General features: G+C 40.3%; 18 protein-coding genes and 3 riboswitches. Of the genes, 15 read left to right on the plus strand and 3 right to left on the minus strand.

From position 1 onward, the window contains the following. The first annotated feature begins 41 nt into the window (after nt 1-41). Both ACJROX_RS08355 and ACJROX_RS08360 read left to right on the plus strand, forming a co-directional pair. Nucleotides 42-1,529 (plus strand): IS1182 family transposase, encoded by a 1,488-nt coding sequence (locus tag ACJROX_RS08355; protein ID WP_408006191.1) that lies wholly within the window; start codon nt 42-44, stop codon nt 1,527-1,529. 394 nt (nt 1,530-1,923) lie between these two features. Beyond that, entirely contained in the window at nt 1,924-3,540 is a 1,617-nt protein-coding gene (locus ACJROX_RS08360; RefSeq protein WP_408010289.1) for an alkaline phosphatase D family protein, read from the plus strand. Nucleotides 3,541-3,701: 161 nt separating this feature from the next. Here the strand turns inward: ACJROX_RS08360 and ACJROX_RS08365 are convergent, their stop codons facing one another. Further along, a complete protein-coding gene (locus ACJROX_RS08365; RefSeq protein WP_408010290.1) occupies nt 3,702-4,088 on the minus strand; it encodes a YmaF family protein in 387 nt (128 codons plus the stop codon). A 167-nt stretch (nt 4,089-4,255) separates the two neighbouring features. Next, complete coding sequence (locus ACJROX_RS08370; RefSeq protein ID WP_408010291.1) at nt 4,256-5,155, minus strand: DUF2935 domain-containing protein; 900 nt, start codon at nt 5,153-5,155, stop codon at nt 4,256-4,258. Nucleotides 5,156-5,410: 255 nt separating this feature from the next. On the opposite strand from ACJROX_RS08370, the gene ACJROX_RS08375 reads away from it, so the two are divergent. From ACJROX_RS08375 to ACJROX_RS08400, 6 genes are all read left to right on the plus strand, one after another. Next, nucleotides 5,411-5,740, plus strand: a complete 330-nt coding sequence (locus ACJROX_RS08375; RefSeq protein ID WP_408010292.1) for a hypothetical protein — start codon at nt 5,411-5,413, stop codon at nt 5,738-5,740. Between the two features lie 391 nt (nt 5,741-6,131). Then, on the plus strand, nt 6,132-6,650 hold the full coding sequence (locus tag ACJROX_RS08380; protein WP_408011610.1) for a DinB family protein: 519 nt from the start codon (nt 6,132-6,134) through the stop codon (nt 6,648-6,650). Nucleotides 6,651-6,702: 52 nt separating this feature from the next. Continuing rightward, nucleotides 6,703-6,957, plus strand: coding sequence for a hypothetical protein (locus ACJROX_RS08385; RefSeq protein WP_408010293.1), 255 nt, complete (start codon nt 6,703-6,705; stop codon nt 6,955-6,957). Between the two features lie 334 nt (nt 6,958-7,291). Then, nucleotides 7,292-7,450, plus strand: coding sequence for a hypothetical protein (locus ACJROX_RS08390; protein ID WP_408010294.1), 159 nt, complete (start codon nt 7,292-7,294; stop codon nt 7,448-7,450). Nucleotides 7,451-7,750: 300 nt separating this feature from the next. Further along, nucleotides 7,751-8,221 (plus strand): SRPBCC family protein, encoded by a 471-nt coding sequence (locus tag ACJROX_RS08395; protein WP_408010295.1) that lies wholly within the window; start codon nt 7,751-7,753, stop codon nt 8,219-8,221. 79 nt (nt 8,222-8,300) lie between these two features. Beyond that, complete coding sequence (locus ACJROX_RS08400; protein ID WP_408010296.1) at nt 8,301-8,705, plus strand: DUF6157 family protein; 405 nt, start codon at nt 8,301-8,303, stop codon at nt 8,703-8,705. Nucleotides 8,706-8,754: 49 nt separating this feature from the next. Here ACJROX_RS08400 and ACJROX_RS08405 read toward each other — a convergent pair whose 3' ends face one another. After that, nucleotides 8,755-10,452, minus strand: a complete 1,698-nt coding sequence (locus tag ACJROX_RS08405) for a NucA/NucB deoxyribonuclease domain-containing protein (RefSeq protein WP_408010297.1) — start codon at nt 10,450-10,452, stop codon at nt 8,755-8,757. Nucleotides 10,453-10,952: 500 nt separating this feature from the next. Here ACJROX_RS08405 and ACJROX_RS08410 point away from each other — a divergent pair, with 500 nt between their 5' ends. From ACJROX_RS08410 to ACJROX_RS08440, 7 genes are all read left to right on the plus strand, one after another. Beyond that, on the plus strand, nt 10,953-11,105 hold the full coding sequence (locus ACJROX_RS08410) for a hypothetical protein (RefSeq protein WP_408010298.1): 153 nt from the start codon (nt 10,953-10,955) through the stop codon (nt 11,103-11,105). Further along, nucleotides 11,105-11,208: riboswitch (purine riboswitch) on the plus strand. Its footprint overlaps the gene before it by 1 nt. 204 nt (nt 11,209-11,412) lie before the next feature. After that, nucleotides 11,413-11,605, plus strand: a riboswitch (cobalamin riboswitch). 176 nt (nt 11,606-11,781) lie between these two features. Further along, nucleotides 11,782-11,968, plus strand: a riboswitch (cobalamin riboswitch). Nucleotides 11,969-12,142: 174 nt separating this feature from the next. Beyond that, complete coding sequence (locus tag ACJROX_RS08415; protein WP_408010299.1) at nt 12,143-12,526, plus strand: (2Fe-2S) ferredoxin domain-containing protein; 384 nt, start codon at nt 12,143-12,145, stop codon at nt 12,524-12,526. Beyond that, nucleotides 12,526-13,233: a High-affinity nickel-transporter gene (locus tag ACJROX_RS08420; RefSeq protein ID WP_408010301.1), complete on the plus strand. Its 708-nt coding sequence runs from the start codon at nt 12,526-12,528 to the stop codon at nt 13,231-13,233. Before ACJROX_RS08415 ends, ACJROX_RS08420 begins: the two co-directional genes overlap by 1 nt. After that, a complete protein-coding gene (gene cobJ, locus ACJROX_RS08425; protein WP_408010302.1) occupies nt 13,234-14,859 on the plus strand; it encodes a precorrin-3B C(17)-methyltransferase in 1,626 nt (541 codons plus the stop codon). 18 nt (nt 14,860-14,877) lie between these two features. Continuing rightward, nucleotides 14,878-15,780 (plus strand): sirohydrochlorin chelatase, encoded by a 903-nt coding sequence (locus ACJROX_RS08430; protein WP_408010303.1) that lies wholly within the window; start codon nt 14,878-14,880, stop codon nt 15,778-15,780. Then, the gene (gene cobK / locus ACJROX_RS08435) at nt 15,777-16,559 is read left to right on the plus strand and encodes a precorrin-6A reductase (RefSeq protein WP_408010304.1); all 783 of its coding nucleotides are present in this window, start codon (nt 15,777-15,779) and stop codon (nt 16,557-16,559) included. The genes ACJROX_RS08430 and cobK overlap by 4 nt, the downstream gene beginning before the upstream one ends. A gap of 2 nt (nt 16,560-16,561) precedes the next feature. Then, nucleotides 16,562-17,209 carry a precorrin-8X methylmutase gene (locus ACJROX_RS08440; RefSeq protein WP_408010306.1) on the plus strand — a complete coding sequence of 216 codons (648 nt, stop codon included), beginning with the start codon at nt 16,562-16,564 and terminating at the stop codon, nt 17,207-17,209. Nucleotides 17,210-17,212: the final 3 nt, after the last annotated feature.

Consider the following 17,212-nt stretch of genomic DNA (forward strand, 5'->3'; position numbering starts at 1 on the left):
TTTTTGATATGATGAAAGAAAAATGCAAAGGAATTGGATAAATGTTAAAAGATCAATATCAAGAAACTCTTTCCTTTCATGCCGAGTTGTACAATTTAATACCAGAAGATCACCTATTAAAGAAAATCGATAAGGTGGTTGATTTTTCATTTATATATGACCTTACGAAGGAATCATATTGTATGTATTACGGACGACCAGCGACTGAACCAGAGTTACTACTTCGAATTCTTCTCATCCAGACCTTATATGATTTATCCGATGATCAAGTCATTCAAGATGCCAATTTACATTTAGCTTATAAGTGGTTTTTACGATTGAATCCCGAAAGTTCTTTACCCCATCCTACACAATTAAGTCGATTTCGAAACCATCGATTAGGAGCTAATCGTGTAGAGGAAGTATTGGAAGAACTCGTCAAGCAGTGCCAGGAAAAAGGGATCATCCAATCGAAAGCACTCATTTTAGATTCTACACATGCCCAAGCAAACGCAAGTAAGCGTTCGCCTCTACAAGTGCTAACAAAAGCAGCTTCAAGGCTCTCCAGAGCCGTTAAAAAACAACATACCAAACTACATAAAAAATTACCTAAAGCTCCAAAGCTTAATGATATTCCAGAGGAAGAACAAGCTAAAGAAATGCTTCGGTATTTAGCCCATTTAGGTGAACAAATCGAACAGGCTCTTCCAGATGCGGAAGGCGCGATAAAGGATAAGCTGGAGACCGCAAAGAGAATTGTCGAAGACGAAAGGCTTCTTTCGAAGAAAGGGATTCTGTCAGCAGTAGACCCGGATGCGCGTTTTGGATGGAAGTCTACTACAAAATCCTTTTATGGTTATAAGAATCATCTTGCGATGACCGAAGAAGAAATTATTACGGGTGTTCAGGTCACTCCAGGAAATGTAGATGACGGTAAGCAATTAAAAGAATTAGTGAACCAATCTAAAGCTGGTGGAATGGAAGTTAACGAAATTCTCGCTGATACGGCTTACTCATCTAAGCATAATTTATCCTACTTACAACAAAATTTAATCACAGCATCCATCCCACTCAATCCATCTGTTTATGGAGCACGAGAAGAGGACAACTTTCAATATGATAAAGAAAGAGATCAAGTGATTTGTCCAGCAGGACACCATAGTATTCGAAAAGCTCGAACGGGTAAAAAAGATACTGGAACAAACCAAATGAACACTTTTTATTTTGACGTTGATATATGTAAAGAATGTCCGTTAAAAGAAGGGTGTTATAAAGAGGGGAAAAAATCAAAAACATACTCCATTCGGATCATTTCTGAAGAACATCAACAACAAATGAAGTACTTAGACTCGGAAGAGTATCAAGAACGGAAAAAGGTACGTCCATCTATAGAGCATAAGAATGCGGAATTAAAAAGATTCCATGGGTTAACCAGGGCGAAATACCGTGGTTTATTAGGTATGAAAATACAAACCTATCTCTCGGTGTTCGCTGTAAACATTAAAAGAATGACAAAATTATTACCACAAAATGAGCTGGGAAATGTGTAATATCAGCCCATACTTCTTGAAACAATGTAAAAATCCACCAGAAAGTTAAGGTCAACTTTTCTAACTGGTGGATTTTTCTCTATTAAAGATTTTTTCGCCCTATTTTGCAGGACTCTCCTTTGAGGCTGCTTTTTTTTGTGGAAGACTTGTAAAAAGTATTAAGGAATTATATCCTCTTATTTACTTTGATTTCCAGTGTTCTATGAAAATGAGGAGGGAATCAATATCAAAACAGGATTATTTCCTCCAATAGTCTTATCTCAATCCTGAAATATCTTCGAAAAACGTTACGAAACTACCAATTCGTCTCTATTTGATGATATTTAAAGTGAAATGACAAGTCCTTTACAATCCTTCTCTACAATAATAGATAAATGTAGAAGGAGGGATAAAAGTGACGGATTATAAGGATTTTACCAAGAAGCTTAGCAGGAAGAGTTTTATCAAAACATCAGGCAAGGTGGTCGGTGTGGCACTAGGGGCGTCCATCCTCAACGCATTCCCGGTGAATGAGGCAAGTGCAACATCCAATTCTTTGCAATATCCATTTACGTTAGGAATTGCATCAGGTGATCCACTACCAGATGGGGTTGTTTTATGGACAAGATTAGCACCAGATCCATTGAATGGCGGCGGAATGTCATCCAACCCCTTTCCGGTTCAGTGGGAAGTTTCGGTGGATCCAGACTTTAAAAAAATTGTCCAAAGAGGCACAGAGGTTTCAAAACCTTCACTTGGACATTCTGTCCATGTGGAAGTGAATGGGCTGCAGCCGGCTACATGGTATTACTACCGCTTTAAGGCTGGTGATGAAATCAGCCCCGTCGGAAGGACAAAGACAGCGCCTGCACTCGATCAAACTGTAGACAAGTTTACATTCGCATACGCTTCTTGCCAGTATTGGAAAACAGGTTATTTTACAGCATACCAGCACATGGCGAAAGACGACCTCGACCTTGTCATCCATCTTGGGGATTATATTTATGAAGGACGACATGATTCAAGTGGTGTCAGACCTTTTGACAAAGACTTCCCAGAAATCTATACAATAGAAGATTATCGGAACCGCTATGCGTTATATAAGTTGGACAGCGACTTGCAAGCGGCACATGCAAACTTCCCATGGCTGGTGACACTCGATGACCATGAAATCGATAACAACTGGGCGGATGAAGTTCCCCAAGACCCTGATAAGCAATCAAAAGAAGACTTTTTAAAACGAAGAGCGATCGCTTTACAGGCCTATTATGAGCACATGCCGCTCCGCAGATCCTCTTTTCCGGACGGTATCGATATGCAGCTGTACCGACGCCTCTCTTTTGGAAACCTGGTGGAATTCAATGTATTGGATACCCGACAATACCGTGATGATCAAGCCAATGGGGATGGATGGGACAGCCCTAGTGAGGAGTCGATGGATCCGAATCGGACACTGCTTGGTGACGAACAAGAACGTTGGCTTTTAAATGGACTTGCAGCTTCAAGCGCAAAATGGAAAATCCTTGCCCAACAAGTCTTTTTCGCTCGTCGTGATTATGGGTTTGGACCGGATGCTGAACATTACAGCATGGATGCATGGGATGGTTATCCTGCTGCACGTCAACGGATCCTTGATTTTATAAAGAGCAAGGACATTTCCAATCCGGTGGTGCTGACCGGTGATGTCCATTCAAGCTGGGCGAATGAGATCAGAGCGAATTTTGATGATCCTGAGTCAGAAAATGTCGGTGTCGAATTTGTAGGGACTTCCATTTCTTCCGGCGGAGATGGATCGGATGTCCGGGGCAATACTGCAGAAATATTGGCAGAAAATCCACATATCAAATTTTTCAATAATCAGCGTGGTTATGTCCGTTGCACATTGACCCAAGATAAATGGCAAACCGATTATCAGGTCGTCCCTTATGTATCAAAACCAGGTGCTCCAATAGTCACCCGTGCTTCGTTCGTAGTAGAAGACGGTAAACCGGCTTTGAAAAAGATATACGATAATGCTAATGTTCCAGTCTAATATTGATAATGCTTGTTGATTAAGAACTTATTACTTTGTTTTAGCATCTTGAAGAACTGATAGGGATTGAAGGAAGAATCGCACCTTCCTACAATCCCTATCATTTTGAGTATTAATGCTGACCTAGTCATCATGTTTACTTGATCGAGTGTTCCGGTCTATCAATCGACACTAGTCCTGCCACTATATGAATGTTCATGTGGTGGCATCCCATCTACCGTAGTCTCGCCTTCAAACTCGTGGATATGCCCACCCTCCGGAACAGGAATAGCCGGTCCGGTGACCCCTATTATTTCATGTCGATGCCCATCATCAAAGGTTGTAATGGTATGAAATCGATGGGTATGCTGTACTCCACTAGGTGCAGGTTCTGTTATCCCCTCATATCTGTGACGGTGTCCAACGTCAAAAGATGTCACGCCTTCAAAATCGTGGACATGGACCGGCCTTCCATCCCAGTGTGTTATATACAAAGTATGCGAATGTTCTGATCCAGAATGGTTTTCATCACATTCATAAACAAACCCCGATACAGGTATCTTTTTCAACCGTAATCCCTCCATTGATCAGTTGCAATAATTGTATGAATCATATTGAATAAACTTCCCTCTTATCCTGAAAAGGGTATAACATCTTAATCCAGCAGATCATTACAAAAACCCTGAATTAAACCAATGTTGGGCTTAATTCAAAATTTTTGATTTTACTTTTACATTCAGCCATCTTCCCGATTCATTTTTGTCTTTAATCTTCCTTCCAGGACACCAATCATATAGAGGAAATGTTCTGCTTCCCGTACGACGTGATCTGCAAGCAGCGGATTAATCACATTCCTGATCTGACACGTTTTAATCAATTCCAACCCAGCCTTTTTAAAGTCTCTTAATTCTTCGGTAGCATTTTCGCTCTCTTGGTTCATCCTAGTAATGATAGGGTAAGTCGGTTTTTTATTGTATAACATCGATTCCACATCTCTCGCCTGATTCAAGAGGACTTCAAAGTCATCTCCAAATTTACGAGCAGTATTAACAAGATTACGCTCAGACTGATCAAGTAAAGCAGAGATGAAACGGGAGTGCTCCATCATGATTCGTAACCAAAACACGTTTTCACTAATGATCGCATCCTGGACAGGATCAAGAATGCCTTGGTTGAACTTTTGTAATGTCCTCATGAAATATTCTGCTTCCCGGGCGATATGATCGACTAAGAGCGGAAAGTTGAACCCAGAGATTTTACAGTTGACAATAAGGATCAGGAGGTTCCTTTTAAAATTCCGGAACCCATAGACAAGCTGTATACTGTCTTCATTCAACTTTCTTATTGCCTGAACTGATGCAGGTGTTTGGTGTGCCCTTTTCTCTTGTTGCTCGAAAAATTGGAAAAATCGATCCGTTTGTTGAATCAAGTTTTTATCCTTTCGATTAAATCCTTCTCCTAAGAATAGGGCATGTTCCTTCATAATACGGAGCCAAAACCGATTTTCGGCTAATGATCTTTCGATAAATGTCTTTTCCGTTATCGATTCAGGTTGTGCTGCTTGTTTTTCAGGTGCGATCAACATAGGGTTATTAGAATCTAAATAAAAGTGCCCTGGTGTTGGTTGATTATTCATCGTAGCTAACCCTCCCCTAAAATTATGGCTATTTAATTCTACTGGCTCTGAGATTCGTTTAGAACGACGCGTCCTTTTCGGGAGGAAAGAACAACCCTTTGAAAGAATAGCCAAAGGGATTGACCAGTTCATAAGTTTCTTTTTCATGGAAATAATGATTGAGTTATTTTGGTGATTTTGAAATAATTGGTATTAAGCAATGGGCAGTATTCTGGAGTGACTCGGATAATATTTAGCGAGGAGGATGGGGATTCTATGAGAGTAATAACTTTATGTGGTTCCACCAAGTTTAAGAAACAGTTTAGAGAAGCAGAGGCATCCCTAACTTTACAAGGTCAGATTGTAATTAGCCTTGTTTTTTTTGAACAAAGTGAAGGAATTGAAATTAAAGAAGAGCAAGAAAGATTATTTAAAGAAATTCATTTTAGAAAAATTGATATGGCTGACGAAATCTTTGTTATTGATGTTGACGGTTATATAGGCAGTAGTACCAGTAAGGAAATCGAATATGCTTTAAAAACGAAAAAAACTGTCCGTTATTATTCTAAGGGGCTTGATATAAGTAAACAAAGTGTTACTCCGTAAATAGCAGTAGCTCCATTTAATCTGGGTCTAACTCAATATTTAATTTCATTTTAAAAGAAGGCAATTAACGGTGAAGAAGGTATAGGGAACAATAGTCCTTATTTGGTTTTTTAAAGGCTAAATGAATGGACTTTAATTATAGGAGGTAATGTTTTGGGTTATTATTGTGGTGATTGCATACATACCAATTTTTTATAGAATTCTATAAACGATTAGATAATTTGGAAAAGAAATTGAAATTTTAAGAAGGAAAGAAGGTGACTTTAATTAAAGGAACCCTTGTAAACATTCGGTTGAAACAACTTACTCAGCATATTTAATGAAAAGAAGTTTAAATTCATTCTGGAAAAACGCATTTACAATTAAGGTGAAACGATTCGGAGGGTGTATTATTTTGCTTGATTTAAAAGGTGAATCAAACATGGATCCAATTGTGGGAATGTTCTACTCTACTGTAAAAGAAAACTTTCAAAGATTGAACGCTATCACTTCGGGAATGGTACAAGAAGAAGTAGATTATCATGGACCAGATGGAAAGTTCAATAGCATCGGCCAATTAATAAGACATTTAAATTATGTGGATCTCCTTTGGGTCTTTCGGATAAAAGGTGAACCTTTACGGGATGCTTTGGAGGAAAAATACGGACCTATGTTAGATAGGGACGATCGGCTTCCACAAATAAAAGACGTCCCACTGGAAGAGCTTTTGCATGATTATAAGAAAGTCTTTGATATGTTCAAGTCGGAATGTATTTATTTAACAGACCAGGATTTAGATAGAATTGTAGTATATGAGGATGGAAAGAAAGCTACCATTCGTTGGGGAATATGGCATATGGCTGACCATAGCCGTTATCATCAAGCCCATATCAATCAATTGCGAAAATGGTTTAAGGAATGCGTTGAGTAAGCAGCAATTGGTATAAAAACAAAAAGAAGGCTACCAGAAGGGAGTATACAATATGAAGAAGTATGTGTTATTCATACATAGTGCAGGAGCTCAAGTTCTTCACCAAGGAAGCAGCGAGCTGGCTGCCTATCTTAAAGACGCTTTGGGTTATGAATACGACGTGTTAAACCCCAAGATGCCTGAGCCAGAAAATCCTGAGTATACACTTTGGAAAGTTCAGATTGAAAAAGAACTTTCTGCATTGGACGGTGAGGTTATGTTAATCGGTCATTCTTTGGGCGGTTCCGTTCTGTTGAAATATCTTTAAGAAGGAAATTTCCAACTACCCATCTCTGGATTATTTCTGATTTCAGCTCCATTCTGGGGCAAAGACGAAGATTGGCAAGTTAAAGAATACACACTGCAAGATGGTTTCGTATCAAAGCTCCCTCAAATATCTCGGATTTTCCTTTATCAAAGCCGGGACGATGAAGTCGTACCTATTTCCCACCTTGGTCATTACGCAGAAAATCTTCCACATGCAAATACCCGGGAACTCGACGGCTATAGGCATTATTTCAATAATGGGTTACCTGAACTTATTGCCGACATCAAGGGCTTGTAAATCAAGTTTTATATAGACTCTAATAGGAGGAAGGGAATTGAATGATGTATTGATGCACATAAGTCGGTTATTTTTAGGTGTAATTTTTCTTGTCGCAGGTATCAACGGATATTTTGTCATTTTTGGATTAGAGCCACATTTATTGCAACTAGTCCAGAAGCAATGGCGATGTTCCAATACAAGTATCTATTTGTGATCGAGAAATCTTTGGAAGTCATATGTGGAATTTTACTGTTATTAAATCAATTTATCCCCTTTGTGATTATGATCTTATCACCAATTGTAGCCAATATTTTCTTACTCCATTTATCTTTAGATCATTCCTTGCTCCTTCTTGCCACAATACTTGTCTTCACTCTGGGTTACTTGATATTTTGTTACAGGGACAACTTTCAATCTATCTTTGAGAGAAGAGCAAACCCATCTTGTTAATGCTTCACCTTTTTCCTGAATGATTCTTTATGAACTTAAAGAAATAAAATAGGAGGATGAAATGATGGATAATTACGGGACACTACATGAAACAGATGGCCGTTATACTTTGAGGTTTGAGCGTTTTTTTCCTTTTAATTTAGAATATGTTTTTGGTGTGATTATAAACCCTGGTGATTTCTCTCAGTGGTACCCATTCGCTACTGGCGAGATGGATCTTAGACCTGGTGGTAAGATCGCTTTCAATGACGGTGAAGGGACGACATATGAAGGGATCATCACAGAATTGAAAAAGCCTCATACATTCTGTTTCCAAGAGGTTGACGACTTGATCCAGATCTCGTTATTAGAAGAGGAAGAGGGAGCACGAATGATCTTCACTCATACTTTTGACGATAAAACAATGGCGGTTAATACTGCTGCAGGATGGCATAGATGTTTATCTGTCCTAACCCAGATAATAAAAGGTGATCCAATTGAGTGGCAAGACAATTCGGCTGAATTACGGAAGGTTTATAGCGAGAATTTCGTATAAATGAAACGAGTATCATGAGTCTTATAAACGACCAGCATCCCCTTTTCAAAAGATTTTTTTTACCCTAGGGAGGGTTTATATGTCTTACAAAAACACATTCATCACCATTTCTGAGGATTCAGGTGTCAGTGCAGGTACCGTGCCTGCATCAAGAAGTGGAAAACCGACGATCGCATCTATTGAATATGACTTGATCAAAAATAATCCCTATAGATATACCCAGGAAGATGTACAGTTTAAAACTTATCTGATCAAGAACCAGATTGAATCAGGTAAAAATCTAGATGAACTCCGCGAACAATTCTTTTCAAAACCCAAAGCTTGCCTCAGGGCTTCTCCTTTAGTTAAGAAATATGGATGGGGGATCCATTATGATGAGGAAGGGAAAGTAGCATTAGTAGATGTAACCAGTAATGAATATGCTCAATTTCTCAACGTGGGTAACCTGAAAATAGTGAAAGGTATGCGCTCGAAAAGAACTTAATAGAAGAGAAGGGGCTGTCCTATATTTGTTTTGGACAGCCTCTAAACTATTATGGGATTGCATAGACTTCGACAGTGAAGCTTTCTCCATCGGTGTTTTCCGGTCTAGCGATGTAGAAATCTTCGCTCGTTTCGATTTCTGTCTCGGATCCGTCTGTTAGGTCATAGAAGATCGTTTCATCGACGCCGAAGCTGATGTCTTTCATGACATCGAATTTTGCATCTTTCGGACCGTCGACGATTTTCCATTGCAACTTGGTCGCGTAAGGAGGGATGTTCCCGATTGTGAAGTTGTCACTTGACCGGTTATCTTGGCCGTCCTGAGGCTGGCCTTCCGATTGGATCGTCGCGATTTTCTCAGGAGCTTCGACCTCCACATCAAAAGCATCTCCATCCAGGATCCGGTCATAGGCGTACCAGGCACCGAGCCATGCACCACCTGCTTGGTTGGAATCCTTATCGATGTAACGAACGGAAACACTATATTCGCTTCCAGTATATGAACCTTGATTCGTAGAGGCAAAGGGAAACTCGTCACACTCACTGTTGGCCGGTTTTGGTATCGTCCCTGCTTCAGCCAACCTCTTACACCATCTTTGTGATTTTTTCCGGTTTTTACGAATTAATTCTTTATCCTTTAGTCTGGTTAGAGTGCTTGGGATAGTCTTTCCCATTCCTGGATATGGATAAGTTTTCTCTGGCTGTTCCAGGGCATCTTTGATGTGTTGTGCTTGTTCTTTCATAACGCTTGGATTGTTGTAAGAGAAATGAATGACTGGTTTGACATTGCTAAAGATACCGGCATTGTAGAATGTTTGATTGGGATTAATAACAATCATGTAGTCTGCAGAATCCCAACGAACCTTCTGTTTCGGAGAATCCACTGTTCGTGTGGGAAATCTAGGTGGGTCCATAACTTGGTGGGTGAAAAACTCCATGTAGCCAGTCTGTTCAGGATTACTATCTGTTTTGGGCGGCGGGGTGGAATACAGTTTTTTGGTTCCAAAATTGTTGTTTTTCCACTGAGCGATCGTTCTTTCGATGGCTGGAGTTGATCTCGACTCTTTACAGTCCTCCACATGAACCAAAGCATTGCAGTTGATATCCACCTTCAATTTGGCTCCGTTCATCATCGAGTGCGTGGTATAGATATCGTCGATGTAATAGTCGAAATTCACTTCCCGTTCCTTCTTGTTCTTATCTTCAGAGTTTGTGCCATATCCGATTTCGGTGATGCGATACTCGACCCCATAGACTGTGCGGAAAGGCCATTTACCTTTTACCCATCCGTAGCTTACGATTTTACTTCGACACCAGGCATAAGGGTTCTTAATCCACCCTTCATCTCTTTCGCTTTTTTCAATGTTATCTAAACATTCTTGCTTGCTGATGTAGTCATATTGAAATCTTGGTGGTGCCCATTTTTTATTAATTTGTACAGGTGGATCTACCTTTACATCATAGGTCTGCTGAGCTTTGGCATCTTCTTTTTGAATATCGCTGAGGGATCGTAACGGCTGCTTCTCTGTTTTTACTGAGGTTAACCCCAGTTCAACAGGAGTTTTCCCTTTCTCTAACTGTTTTTGCATTGAAGCTGCTTTTTTCGCATCTCCAGGAAGTATAACAAACCAACTGTACCCCTCTTCTGTTGATCCACTACTTGCTTGGATCGTGTCTGAAGACGCTATCACGCTGATTAACAACGCTAGACACATAACTATGGCCAATCCTCGCCACTGCTTTTTCACATAAACTACCTCCTTTTGGGGCCAAGTTCGCTCTGTAGGTCGCTTCGCTTTGCTGTTCTTTTTTTATTAACTCATCTAATGTCTGGATGCCTTCTTTTTTGTGAAGCTGATCTTGCTTGATCCCAAGCTCTTCGATGGACTTTCCTTACTGTATCAGCTCGGTTGCTTTTCGACTTTATCGTTTGGAAGCCATTACCCTCCGCCATCGTCCGTACTTGCTTGTGTCTGTGCAGGTGCAAGAACGCCGATGGCCATAAGCATTACAAGGGCGGTTATAAAGAAATGCTTGTGTGACCTGGACATCCAATTTTCCTCCTTGATTGAATGATGACAGCTGTTTACCACCAATGAACTAGTCCATATTTTGATCGGTGTGATTTAAATCGAGGACAGATTACTACAAGGAATAAATTTTGACAATACATTCCAACTTAATTCATTCTATAAACCTACATTTTTTTACAATAGACTGTTTAAATAGGAAGAAGGGATACGTGGCAATGGACCTGAGACTTTGGGAACGTTCAAGGGAAAATAGTCCTGAATCACCTGTCCTCCCGCAAAACACGAACATTAATCGTGTTCCAACCGGAAAAAGTTCAGGTTTTCCGGTTGATTATCGTATGGTATGTGAGTTTGCTATATTGGTATGAAGTCTCATATCCCAAATCCTCGTATATGCCCGGTAATAGGGTCCGAGTGTTTCTGCCAGGTTCCCATTGCAAGAACCGGACTACGGGTTGAAGTAGATGGGTTGATCGGCGTATTTGCCGTTCTGACTTTCATATTCTCATGTATACTTTGACTTCGTAGGTTAGAAGGTAGAATTCTCTAAAATCTAGACCTTTTCTATTGACCATAGCTGTCCAACGAAAGTCAATTCATAACATACTGGATTATAAAAAACAACACTTGAAAAGCAGAATTTTATTACGTTAAATAAGGATAAAGATAGTTACAAACTTAATATAATTTAAAAGTGCTCAAGGTAATCCTTGAGATAATAGGGAAATCGGTTTGAATCCGATGCAGCCCCCGCTACTGTATGTGCTGATGAAATTGTCAAATAATATCCCACTGGGTCAACCGGGAAGGGGACAAGAGTAAGCTTGAGGCACGAGCCAGAAGACCTGCTTTTAAATTTGTTTTATTTATTCTCCGGAGGGAAGGATGAGTATGGTTAATTTGTGTTGTTTGCTTTTGTTGCAACATCGATAGACTAGCTCAAGCCTTAACTTGGAGATCAAGTTAAGGCTTTTATCATGTCAAAGCTACTTATTCAAAGCAATTGGTTATAAAGAAGTTTTTTGAAATGCCTCTATTCAGACAATTGAATAATATAGCATGGGTGTATAGATATTTCACTATACTTAAAAGGGAAGTCGGTGCAAGTCCGACGCGGTCCCGCCACTGTAAGGGGGAATTTCATTGTTACATTGTCACTGATTAACATCGGGAAGACGCAATGAAATGATGAACCTAAGTCAGGAGACCTGCCTATGCTATCTTCTAGGAATACCTACGGGTCATAGGTGAAAGAAGTGATACGGATTTATCTTCCGTGTAAATACATATGTCTTCGGTAAAAGTGCATATGTAAGTGCATATGAAAATAAACTGGGCACCTCTATACGTATGGAGGTGTCTTTTTATTTGATCATAACAAAACAGAGAAAGTAGTGAACACGTAATGACGACATGGAATTTAAGTGGTTTGAAGAGTCATGTTTTGATTTGCAACGGGTCCAGCTGTATGAGAAGAGGTGGAGAGGAAGTCACTCAAGCAATTCGAGATGAGATTGCACAATTAAATATTGATAATCAGATTCATACAACGAGAACTAGATGTAATGGGAGGTGTAAAGATGCATGCATTGTTATTGTGTACCCTGAAGGAAAATGGTTTAAAGAGGTAACACCGGAGCTTGGTCGTAAAATTATACAAAACCATTTACAGAAAGATGCTAATTTGAAGGATTCGGTACTTTATGAATATGACGACGAAGGCTTGGTGAAGGTAAGTGATGCTTCGATTGAAGGTATCGAGAAGCCAGTTAAATTGGGGGTTAATTGATGGAGTTAATAACGTTTGCAGGTTTGGCGATACTTATCGGTATTCGACATGGATTAGATAGTGATCATGTAGCAGCAATTGCTGACATGGTAGGTAGTGAAGGAAAGCGAAACAAGCAGCTCTCATTGGGAATTATGTATGCGGTCGGCCATGGCGCCATTGTGCTCGTGATTGGCCTGCTCACATTATTCATGGGTACACGCCTTCCTGAAGGGGCTCAGTTTTCTCTTGAAGTTTTAGTAAGCATAACATTACTTGTTTTAGGTGGAGTTATCATAAACAGCCTGTTCAAAAATAGACACGACTATGAATTTAAAAGTCGGATCACGATCGTCTATGAATGGTTATCGAAGATCGGCAGTAAATTTGGCTTTACTGAGGCCAAAATATCACCAATAAGCATGGGTATTATCGGGGCATTCATAATTGGAATTATCCATGGTATTGGTGTGGAAAGTCCGACTCAGGTTGCTGCCATTACGAGTGCTGTCGGCTTTAATGATCTTTCTGCTGCGACAACACAGCTTATATTATTTGTTGTAGGTCTATTGCTATCCACAATTTGTATCACATTTGTTCTTTCATGGGGCTTTATGAAATCGAGGCTGCGTCAAAAGCTATTTCTCATTCTTGGTTCTATTACTGGTATTTATAGTATTGGTTTAGGAGTGTCTATGCTATTTGAACTATTGAGGGAGTTGGTTTAGTTGAGAGGAAAGCTTCTAGTTGTTGGATTTGGACCTGGCAGTTTTGAGCATATTACGAAACGAGCTCAGGAAGCCATTCAGGAAAGTGATTATGTGATTGGCTATAAAACATATGTAGACCTGATAAAAGATTTATTGACAGATCAAGAGATTATCAGTACAGGCATGTCAGAAGAGGTTAGTCGTGCACAAGCAGCCGTTAAATATGCTGAACAAGGAAAAAAAGTGGCTGTTATCTCAAGTGGTGATGCAGGGGTTTATGGTATGGCTGGCCTTGTGTACGAGGTACTTGTAGAAAAGGGCTGGAAGGAATCAACAGGTGTTGAGGTGGAGATTATCCCTGGCATTTCGGCCATCAACTCTTGTTCCTCACTACTCGGTGCTCCCGTTATGCACGATGCTTGTACGATTAGTCTTAGTGACCATTTAACACCTTGGACAATAATTAAAAAGCGAATCGAGGCTGCTGGTTTTGGTGATTTTGTCATTGCACTCTATAATCCCAAAAGCGGAAAAAGAACAAGACAAATTGTCGAAGCTCAGCAAATTCTATTAAAATATCGATCACCTGATACTCCAGTCGGTCTTGTGAAAAGTGCGTACCGGGATAGTGAACGTGTTGTAATGACAACCTTGGCACACATGCTTGACTTTGAGATAGGGATGCTTACAACCGTCATAATCGGAAACGCTTCAACATTCTTTTACGACGATAAAATGATCACACCAAGAGGCTACCAAAAAAAGTATACGTTAAACACGGAGGTACAACGATTACGACCACATGAGCGCTTACGACCGGAAAATGAACCGTGGGCGCTTCATGAAGGGAAGCATGAAAACGGACAAACGATTCGTGCAGCAACTAAAAAAGAAAGTACGCCTCTATCACTGGTAATGGAAGCGCTCGAAAAGTTGGATGGATCAGAAACGATCGACGGAAGTAGGAATACTTCCCCCATCTCTCAGCCTGTTGAATCTATTTTTGAGTTTGCTGTCAGCCCAGGGGTTGTCAATAAGAAGTTTACACCGAAGCAAATGGTCGTATTGGCAGAGGTTGTGGGTGAAAAAGGAACGATGGAATATACACCACATCATCAAATTCTACTGAAGATCCCAACTGAAGATCCAAATGCGATTACAAAAAGACTGACTGATGTCGGGCTTTTATTGTCACCAATAGGTGATGTGTTCCAAATTAAAGCATGTGACTTTTGTGATGGTGAAAAGAAAGATTCAATTTTTCATGCAGAGGAAATTCAACGTAGACTTGGCGGATTGGAATTGCCGAAGGAATTGAAGCTTGGATTCAATGGATGTGGCATGGCCTGCTACGGTGCTGTGAACGAGGATATAGGGATTGTATTTCGCAAAGGGAAGTTTGATTTATTTTTAGGCGGAAAGACAGTCGGCAGGACTGCACATCCAGGTCAGCCTGTTGCAGAAGGGGTACATCCTGATCAACTGGTAGATATGATTGAATCCATTGTACATGAATATAAACAAAAAGGTCATCCGAACGAGCGCTTTTACAAATATTTCAAACGAGTTCAAGAAGTTCAAGGCTATAAGCATAAAGACATTACGCCTGTCATTGAACTAGAGCCTGCCCCGTGCGGAGAATGAAAAATAGGAGGAATGAGAATGAAAGCAGTTCTACTAGTTGGACATGGAAGCCGAGACCCAGAAGGAAATGAACAGGTTCGGCAGTTCATTCATAAGTTGAAGCCTCAGCTGGAGCCTTCATTGTTAGTTGAAACATGCTTTTTAGAGTTTGAATTGCCGACCATTAGCCAAGGTATAGATACGTGTGTGATGAAGGGCGCCAGTCATGTTATCGTCATTCCCATTATGTTATTGCCTGCTGGTCACTCCAAGATACATATTCCTGCCGCGATTGATGAAGCAAAAGAAAAATATCCTTCTATTCAATTAACGTATGGTAGACCTATTGGTATACATGAAGAGACATTCGAGATTTGTAAAGCCAATCTTGAAAAACTTGGTGAAAATGTCCAAGAACCTGGGAAAGACACAGCTATCGTCTTTTTAGGAAGAGGAGGAAGCGATCCAGATGCCAACAGCGAGCTTTATAAAATCGCTCGTCTTTTCTATGAAAAAGTCAATTATTCATTAGTAGAGCCGGCATTCATGGGTGTCACAGATCCGCTTATAGAACAAGGGATAGAAAGATGTATCAAACTTGGAGCTAAAAAAATCGTGATCCTTCCATACTTTTTATTTACAGGTATCTTAATTAAGCGATTAGAAACATTAATGGAGGAACTACAGCATCTATATCCTGAGCATAAATTTAAACTTGCAGGTTATTTCGGTTTTCATGATCGTTTGAAGACCATTATTGAAGACCGGATTACCGAAGCCCTTCAAGGTGAAGTGAAAATAAATTGTGATACATGTCAATATCGATTGGCTGCCATGGAGCATATCGATCATCATCATGATCATCATCACCATGATCACCATCACGACCAAACTCATGACCATCATGATGAGCAAGAAAAAGATGAGGTGCAAAAGGCATGATTTTATGTTTAGCCGGAACAAGTGATGCGAGGGCTTTAGCTATTGAAATGAAAGAGGCTGGATATAGCATAATTGCTACTGTGGTAACTGAAAATGCAGCGATTGAGTTGAAACGGCAAGGCTTACAAGTTCATGTAGGCCGCTTAACAAGCGAAGAGTTTGCAGCGTTCATCGCGCGGCATTGTATAAAAGTAGTGGTGGATGCGAGTCATCCTTTTGCAGAAGAAGCAAGTAAAAATGCAATACAGGCGGCAAAATCAGCCGATGTTCCCTATATTCGATATGAACGGGAATCACAAGACTTTGAAAGCCCGAGTTTAACAGTGGTTGACAGCTATGAAGCTGCAGCAACTTTGGCTTCTGAAAGAAAAGGTGTGATCATGCTTACAACAGGAAGCAAAACATTGCAAATTTTTACGAAAAAACTTCTAGGCTTACCGAACTCTCGTGTTCTTGCTCGTATGCTGCCCCGAAAGGATAACATGGAGAAATGTGAGGAACTTGGGATAGCGCAAAAGGATATCATCGCGATACAAGGTCCTTTCACAAAGGAGTTTGATAAGGCGTTATACAAGCAGTATGGCGTCACACTTATGATCACAAAAGAAAGTGGCAAAGTTGGCTCTGTTGACGAAAAGGTTGAAGCGGCAAAGGAGCTTAATATTGAAACCATCATCATTAAACGCCCGACAATTGAATACGGGACGAAGTATTCAAGCTTTCAAGAAGTCATGCACCATATCAGAAATGAAAGGTATTTGAAATTAGAGGAGGTATAATCATGAATTTTAAGACAGAATTTAAACCGATTACTGTTCAACCCCAAATGATTGAAGCAAAAAGTTTTGAAATGATCGATGAGGAAATAGGCGAGTATTCGTTTACAGAGGAACAATATCCGATTGTCCGTCGTGTCATCCATGCATCAGCTGATTTCGAGCTAGGTAAAAGTCTGCTGTTCCATCGTGACGCTATACGTTCCGGGATTGAGGCAGTTCGTAGGGGAAAGCGCGTTGTAGCCGATGTACAAATGATACAGTCCGGCATTAGTAAGCAACGGATTGAAAAGTTCGGAGGAGATGTAAAAGTATACATTTCTGATTCTGATGTCATAGAGGAAGCAAAGCGTCTAAATACAACAAGAGCGATCATATCCATGAGAAAAGCCATAAAGGAAGCAGACGGTGGAATTTTCGCCATCGGAAATGCGCCGACAGCGTTACTTGAACTGATCCGTCTTATAAAAGAGGGGGAAGCAAAGCCAGGCCTTGTCATCGGTCTTCCTGTCGGCTTTGTATCGGCGCCTGAATCGAAAGAGGAATTGGCGAAACTAGATGTTCCGTTTATTACAAACGTTGGCAGAAAGGGGGGCAGTACCGTAACGGTAGCTGCTCTAAATGCCATTACTCTTTTAGCTGAACAGGCGTAACAA

The organism is Pseudalkalibacillus sp. A8 (genome assembly GCF_045920555.1).
Lineage (GTDB): Bacteria > Bacillota > Bacilli > Bacillales > Fictibacillaceae > Pseudalkalibacillus.

Excerpts from the sequence above, each read along its gene's own strand:
- ACJROX_RS08395 (WP_408010295.1), top strand. The coding sequence starts at position 7,751 with ATGGATAATTACGGGACACTACATGAAACAGATGGCCGTTATACTTTG.
- ACJROX_RS08400 (WP_408010296.1), top strand. The coding sequence starts at position 8,301 with ATGTCTTACAAAAACACATTCATCACCATTTCTGAGGATTCAGGTGTC.
- ACJROX_RS08410 (WP_408010298.1), top strand. The coding sequence starts at position 10,953 with ATGGACCTGAGACTTTGGGAACGTTCAAGGGAAAATAGTCCTGAATCA.
- cobK (WP_408010304.1), top strand. The coding sequence starts at position 15,777 with ATGATTTTATGTTTAGCCGGAACAAGTGATGCGAGGGCTTTAGCTATT.
- ACJROX_RS08415 (WP_408010299.1), top strand. The coding sequence starts at position 12,143 with ATGACGACATGGAATTTAAGTGGTTTGAAGAGTCATGTTTTGATTTGC.
- ACJROX_RS08420 (WP_408010301.1), top strand. The coding sequence starts at position 12,526 with ATGGAGTTAATAACGTTTGCAGGTTTGGCGATACTTATCGGTATTCGA.
- ACJROX_RS08370 (WP_408010291.1), bottom strand. The coding sequence starts at position 5,155 with ATGAATAATCAACCAACACCAGGGCACTTTTATTTAGATTCTAATAAC.
- ACJROX_RS08430 (WP_408010303.1), top strand. The coding sequence starts at position 14,878 with ATGAAAGCAGTTCTACTAGTTGGACATGGAAGCCGAGACCCAGAAGGA.
- ACJROX_RS08385 (WP_408010293.1), top strand. The coding sequence starts at position 6,703 with ATGAAGAAGTATGTGTTATTCATACATAGTGCAGGAGCTCAAGTTCTT.
- ACJROX_RS08440 (WP_408010306.1), top strand. The coding sequence starts at position 16,562 with ATGAATTTTAAGACAGAATTTAAACCGATTACTGTTCAACCCCAAATG.
- ACJROX_RS08375 (WP_408010292.1), top strand. The coding sequence starts at position 5,411 with ATGAGAGTAATAACTTTATGTGGTTCCACCAAGTTTAAGAAACAGTTT.
- ACJROX_RS08355 (WP_408006191.1), top strand. The coding sequence starts at position 42 with ATGTTAAAAGATCAATATCAAGAAACTCTTTCCTTTCATGCCGAGTTG.